Annotated in this window: 5 protein-coding genes; all 5 read left to right on the top strand. The window is 54.1% G+C overall.

Features of this window, described 5'->3' with window-relative positions; translation table 11 throughout:
- A partial coding sequence (locus LJE94_18890) for a hypothetical protein (protein ID MCG6912163.1) occupies positions 1 to 264 on the top strand: 264 nt, incomplete at its 5' end.
- Positions 265 to 468: 204 nt separating this feature from the next.
- On the top strand, positions 469 to 1905 hold the full coding sequence (locus tag LJE94_18895) for a hypothetical protein (GenBank protein MCG6912164.1): 1437 nt from the start codon (positions 469 to 471) through the stop codon (positions 1903 to 1905).
- Between the two features lie 104 nt (positions 1906 to 2009).
- On the top strand, positions 2010 to 3065 hold the full coding sequence (locus tag LJE94_18900; GenBank protein ID MCG6912165.1) for an SMP-30/gluconolactonase/LRE family protein: 1056 nt from the start codon (positions 2010 to 2012) through the stop codon (positions 3063 to 3065).
- A 48-nt stretch (positions 3066 to 3113) separates the two neighbouring features.
- Complete coding sequence (locus LJE94_18905) at positions 3114 to 5705, top strand: cytochrome c (GenBank protein ID MCG6912166.1); 2592 nt, start codon at positions 3114 to 3116, stop codon at positions 5703 to 5705.
- On the top strand, positions 5695 to 6735 hold a 1041-nt coding region (locus LJE94_18910; protein MCG6912167.1), incomplete at its 3' end, for a hypothetical protein. The genes LJE94_18905 and LJE94_18910, both read left to right, overlap by 11 nt.

Raw genomic sequence — 6735 nt, forward strand, 5'->3', positions numbered from 1 at the left:
TTCAACGGTTTCATGATTGCCCTGGCGGGCGTTCTGCCGCACCTCTGCCTGGAGGTTTACGCAGGTTATGCCGGCAAGCACCTGGCCGTGGTAACGGCGCAGGCGCGCAGCACGGCCGTGTTGCACGACGTGCTGCTGGCCGCCGGATTGCTGGTGACCATTGCGGTCATCTACCAGATTTCACGGATCGCAAAACAAGCCGTCGATAATGCAGTAAACGAATTGCCGGCGGTTGAACAGAGCAAGCGTGAGCGGCCGGAATAGTTTCCCGGATAAACCGGCCACGTCAGCCCTGGTCTGGCCTGCCAGGAAATGAAATTTTCAAGACAAATACATATTTTATTAAGATACGATGATAGTTTATTGAAAAAATAGTAAAATTTTGCTTAATTTTGAACTATCCAGGCATTTAAATAACACGCATAATTCGGGAATTGCTGGAATCGTTTTTGGAGAGCTACACAACCAATGGATTTTCTAAACTCATTTTTCAATTGGTTGGAAGCCAAGGAGGAATTGTTATCGGGTCTGACCGCATTTGCTGCCATGCTGGGTATTTCCTATGCGATCCTGACCTTCATCTTTCCCTCGGCCGGACGGGCCGTCAAACGATTTCTTGGTCATGAAATCGATGGTCAGGCTCCCGTCAAGTCGTCTGCAAAAGGCATCACGAGCACGCCTTCCACAACGGTCAGCAAGTCCTCTATAGCCGTCCTGCCGCTCAGGGCGCTGTCCACCAACGAAGAAGACCGTAACATTGCGGCGGGCCTGTCTTCAGAGATAAGCGCCGACCTCGCGCAGGTACCCGATCTGAGGGTTGCGTCCCACCTGGCTTCCATAAACTTTCAAGGACCCAATGTCGACCTCAGGGAAGTTGCCGAAATTCTCAGCATCCGTTATGTACTGACCGGGAGTTTTCAGCGACATGGTGACCGTATGCGATTAATGGCCGAATTGACCGATGCAGTCACCGGTGAGCAGATGTGGGCTCAAACCTATGACCGGGAACTAAAGGATTTGCTCACGGTGCAAGGTGAAGTTTCGGAGGCCATCGTCGGAGCCATTAGCGGCGAGTTGAAGCTGGCCAATACACGCATCGCATTCGAGGCCCCAACCAAGCGGCTCGATGCCTGGGGCCTGGTGCAAAAAGCTTTCAACTTCTGGTTGACCGCCTTTACCCAGGAGGATTACGCAAAATCAATGGCGCTGTTGAGAAAAGCAGTTTCCATTGACCCCAATTATGCCGGGGCAAGGGCATCCCTGGCGATGATATTGAGCCAGCGAACCATTAACGGCCTCAGCGGCGCCAACTTTGAAAAAGACCGTGCCGAGGCCCTGGACATGATCGAGACGGCCGTTAAACTCGGACCCAATGACATCACGGTTCTGGAAAACGCCGGTCTGGTATGGACCCACCACGGCTATACCGAGCGTGCTCGCGAAGCCCTCCGACATGCCATCAAGCTGGCTCCACTGGGTTTAATCGCGTGGGGATACCTGGGTTTCAATCTCGGCTGGAGCGGAAACGCCGAGCAGAAAGAGGAAGCGTTGAGCATTTTCGAACGCTTGATGACCATTGCTCCAAAGCACCCTTCCACTCCTTACTGGAACTATTTCAAGATGGCTCCACTGGTCGCAATGGAGCGGTTCGATGAAGCCCTGCACGCAAGCAACCTGGTCATCGAGGCCCAGCCACAGTTCTATATCAACTACATTGCCCGGGCCAATATCTTTGGCAGGCTGGGTGAGTATGACAAGGCAAACGAGGCGATGAAAACCTGGCTGGCAATTAATCCGTGCCAGACACCGGAATTTGCAGCGGCAACCATTCGAGGAATATGCACATCGGATGAGCTTGCGGAACCGTTCCTGTGCGGTCTGAGAAGCGCGGGCATTCTTAAGTAACAGACAAATAACAAACAGGTGATAATCGCATTCAGGTGAATTCTGAGTAAATAGTCTATGCTTGGATAATATCAACATAAAAAAAAATAACAGGAGGGGAAATTATGGCGTTTGTTCAGGCATCACATTTCGAGTTGGTGGCGGAGGGGCTCGGCTATCCGGAATCACCGAAATACCTGCCGGATGGCAGCATCCTGCTGGTTGAAATCAAGAATCATTGTCTCAGCCGTATCGGTCCGGACGGGTCCCGGGAAGTCGTTGCGCAACTGAGTGGCGGGCCCAACGGACTTGCACTGGGCCCTGATGGAAAAGCGTGGATTGCAAATAATGGCGGATTTAACTGGGAAACCGTTCCTTTGCCAAACGGCCAGGTCATCAACATAGGCACCACTCAGCCGGACAATTATGAAGGGGGTCATGTCCAAAGGGTCGATATGTCGACCGGAAAAGCCGAAACTGTGTACCGCTCTTGCACGAAAGGATTGAAGCTGGGGGGATTCGGTGAACGTGAACCCGTACCAGTGAACTTTCCAAAACCTCTGGGGCTGCGTGGACCGGATGACCTGGTTTTCGACAGCAAGGGGGGCTTCTGGTTGAGTGACTGGGGCAAGCAAAGGGAGCGCGAGGCCGATGTCACCGGCATTTACTACGCAAGCAGCGCGGGCGGGGATATTTGCGAAGCCATCTTTCCATTGGCCGCTCCCAATGGCATAGCCCTGTCACCCGCCGAGGACCGGCTTTACACGGCGCTGACCTATGCCAGGGAGATCATCTTTTGGGAACTGGAGGGTCCGGGGAAAATCAAGCCTAACCCGGCCACCATGGATGGCTCGCACTTGTTGACGGCAAAACTGCCCGGGCAGGCAATACTCGATTCCATGTCGGTAGACGAAGACGGCAATGTCTATGTCGCAATAATGGTGCCCGAAGGCGCGACCCCCATGTCAAACGGCGGAATCGCGGTCGTATCACCGGATGGGAAGAGCGTGGACTTCATGGAAATCAAACTTGATAGCCGCTACGCCCCTCTACCCTCGGCACTGTGTTTCGGGGGCAAAGACCGCAAAACCATGTATGTTACCTGCGGCGCATCCGGCCTGCTGATCAAATGCAGCGTTCACATTCCCGGCCACCCCCTCAACTTTAACCCTTACGACTGAACACGATAGATATGCTGACCAAGTTGTCGGCAAACGGAGCAAATTGCTATGGCGGCGTCTAAAAAAACGACCCTGGATATAAAAACTGTTTTCATTGGCTGGATTGAAGCCATAAAAGCAGCCTGGAAGGCATTCCGGCGTGGTTTGAAGAATTTTGCCAACGCCCCGCTGAGCTGGACGTGGAATAGCATCAAGTACCTGTATGGACAATTTGCCCGCTTCGTCAGGTGGTTGCTGATGCTGCCGGTGCGCCTTTTTAAGGCGATCATTGCCTGGTTTGGAAATCTGACTGGCGGCAAAGTATGGGGTTTTACCTGGCGGGTGGTCGTGTGGGGAGCCGTGATTCTTGGCGCCGGCCTGTTCGCTGCTGTCCACTGGCCGCATTCACAGGTACCCGAAGTTAAAGCGCCTGACCAGATCGTTTACCTGGACCAGGGTTGGGGCATAGGACGGGAATCCGCCGATCGCCAGACCTATTACTTCACGCCGCAAGGCACGGGCAATGTGCTCAGGGACATGCGCTACGATTGGTTCGTGAACCTCGAGCTGCCCTGGGGCAAACGCCGCTTCGCCGACCCCCTCCAAATGCTTTCATATGGATTCCAGGTCGATGCCGAACCGACAGCCGACAATCCGCACCAGTTACCGGTGGGCTTTACCAAGCACTATGATCCGCGTCTTGCCGACGATGTCCTGGATATCACCTGCGCAACCTGTCATACGGGCAATCTGCTGGTAAAAAAAGACGATGGGTCCTCGGTATCCATCCGCATTGACGGCGGACAGGCCATGCACGCGTTCACGGCCGCGAACATGCCGCATTTTGTCCCGGTCCTGATTGCCTCGATGACAAGCACACTGGTCAACCCGGTCAAGTTCAATCGTTTTGCACTCAAGGTACTGGGCAAGGAGCATTACAAGGAAGGCAAGGCGGCCCTGAGAAGCGAGTTTTGGAAGACTTACAAGGCTATCTTGAAGATGGGCATGATCGAAAAACAACATGCTCTCGTTACCGTGCAGGAAGGATACGGACGTACCGATGCATTGACCCGTATCAGCAACGCGGTGTTCGGTGATCACATCACGCCCGACAATTACAAGTTGATAGACGCACCGGTCAGCTATCCACCGGTTTGGGATATATGGAAATTCGACTGGGTGCAATACAGCGGCTCGGTCGCCCAGCCCATGGCGCGAAACCTGGGCGAATCACTGGGAGTGGGCGCCACGTACAATTTCGTTGACGAATACACCAGGCCGATTCCGAAAAAATTCCGTTATGACACCAGCACGCGGCTGGTGGACCTGTACAACATTGAGATCACATTACAGAAACTGCGGCCGCCCGTCTGGCCGGAGGAACATCTTGGCAAGATCGACATGGACAAGGCGGTGAAAGGCGGAATCGCATTCATTCGCACCTGCCAGGGTTGTCACGGACCCCACCCGGCCGGACCGAGACAGAAGAAATTGGAAGCGCCGCTAAAGTCCAAGGATCAACCGCATTGGAAAATGAAACTCTTGCCGGTCAGTGATATCGGAACGGACTCCGTCGCGGCGGTCAATTTCGTACGCAGGACTTTCGACCTTACCAAGACCGGTCTCAGCATCCAGGAAGTGCGCGAAGTGGTAGGTCACGAAATGGAACAGTGGTATGAAAGGGTCCTGGCATATGACTTCCCAACTGAAAACAAGGATTGTTCCGCCAAGGATCGTAATGTAACGGACGGCAAGTGTGATGTCTGGGATACCGCCAGGAAGAAATACGACAACGAAATAGCCGCAGGTCTCGATGCCATCAATCTGTCGGCCACCACCAATGGCCAGGGCCTCAATTATTTTGGTCTCCTGATGAAACGCAAACTGTATGAAGATTTGAACTTCCCGGAAGACAAGCGCCAGAAATTTAATGGTTTCGGCGCCCTGGATTTGCCGCAGGTAAAAATGGTTTACAAGGCCCGTCCACTCGGTGGCATATGGGCGACAGCACCTTTTTTGCATAATGGCTCGGTACGGAATCTTTACCAGATGCTGAGTCCGCAGCGCGAACGCGACAGCAAGTTCTTCATTGGCCGCCCGGAATTTGACCCGGTGCAGGTTGGCATCAAGTACGCGGAACAGAAAGAAGGTGGGTTCTGGCTGGATACTTCCATAACGGGTAACGCCAATACCGGTCACGAGTTCCGTGACGGCTACTCTGCGTGGAAAGAGGGCAACCCACCCCAATTCGGCGTCATCGGCCCGGCTTACACGAGTGAAGAACGCTACGAGATCATCGAATACCTGAAGGTCCACATGGACGACCCGCCGTTATCCGACCTCTTCCTCAAAGCCTTCGAGGGCATGATCACCAGCATCAAGGAAACCATGCCGGAAGAAGGAATGGAGGATAAACTTGCCAGCAACTGGCCCGACGGGCAGCTCTGCAACCTCGACGAGTACCTGGGCAACCACGAGGGCGCCACCAGGCTTGGCCAGGCTGTCAAAACGGACATCGAACTGATCCAAACACGCCTCGATGTCTACTTCAACAGCCCTGCGGAGTGCGAAATCGACACAAAGAACTACTACACACGTTACGGGTGCACCTGTGGCGGAAAGACCAGGTATCAGCGCGGAGGGGAAGCTTATGATGATTAAGAAAGCGTCGAAAGTCATATTGAAGCTACTGGTCATTTTAATCATCCCGGTTTATGCCGGTTACCACTACGTTACCGAGAAAATCTACCAGGCCCATTTGCCCATGGGTGAAGTCATTGGCCCTGACGAGGACACGGTTATGGCCGATGCGATCGCGATGGCGCTGAAGATGATCAACATGACCCGCGCCGGTCTGATCGAGGACGAAATCAAGGGCGATGCGACGCTGGCGGGAACCAGCTTCAAGAAGAAGCCATACGAGACCACTGGCGGGCGCGGCGGTCCGGTGGTCTACCGCAGGGACGTGCACATCAAGAGTCACGGCTGTGTGAAGGCCGATTTCACCGTGCCCGAACTGGACGACAAGTACCGCTGGGGCGTCTTCCGCAAGCCTGGAAGCTACAAGGCCTGGATTCGTTTCTCAAATGGAGATTACAGGCTGCACCCCGACAAGAACAGGGATGCGCGCGGCATGGCGATCAAATTAATGGGGGTCGAGGGTGAGAAATTGCTTCCCGGGCAACGCAAGGCGCACACCCAGGATTTCGTCATGATGAACGCCACCAATTATTTCATCCGCTATCTTGACGATTACGTGGAACTGACGAAGTATCTCGCGGTGGGCGATGATTTCGGTTACTTCCTGAACGGCTGGAGCAAGAATCCATTTAGCTGGCGGTGGCGCGAATTGAGATTGGTCGCAGGCACCAAGAAGCCGCCTCCGGAGACACCGCTCAACACGCAGTATTTCAGTGCCTCCGCCTACAAGCTGGGCCCGGAAAACAATATCAAGTTCAGTGTAAAACCCAGGCAGTGCATGGACGCTGACGGCAAGCCCATGCCCACGCATACCGGTTCCTGGTCGACCGGCGAGAAAGATTACAATTTTCTGCGGCTGCGCATGGCTGAGCAGCTCGAGGCCGGCCCCGCCTGCTTCGATTTCATGGTCCAGTTACAAGTACCGGGCAAGATCATGCCGGTCGAAGACGCCACCATCGCATGGAGTGAAAAAGATTCACCCTTCGTAACC

Source organism: Deltaproteobacteria bacterium (genome assembly GCA_022340465.1).
Classification (GTDB): domain Bacteria; phylum Desulfobacterota; class Desulfobacteria; order Desulfobacterales; family B30-G6; genus JAJDNW01.

Coding starts and splice junctions, on each gene's coding strand:
- LJE94_18895 (MCG6912164.1), top strand. CDS start 469: ATGGATTTTCTAAACTCATTTTTCAATTGGTTGGAAGCCAAGGAGGAA.
- LJE94_18900 (MCG6912165.1), top strand. CDS start 2,010: ATGGCGTTTGTTCAGGCATCACATTTCGAGTTGGTGGCGGAGGGGCTC.
- LJE94_18905 (MCG6912166.1), top strand. CDS start 3,114: ATGGCGGCGTCTAAAAAAACGACCCTGGATATAAAAACTGTTTTCATT.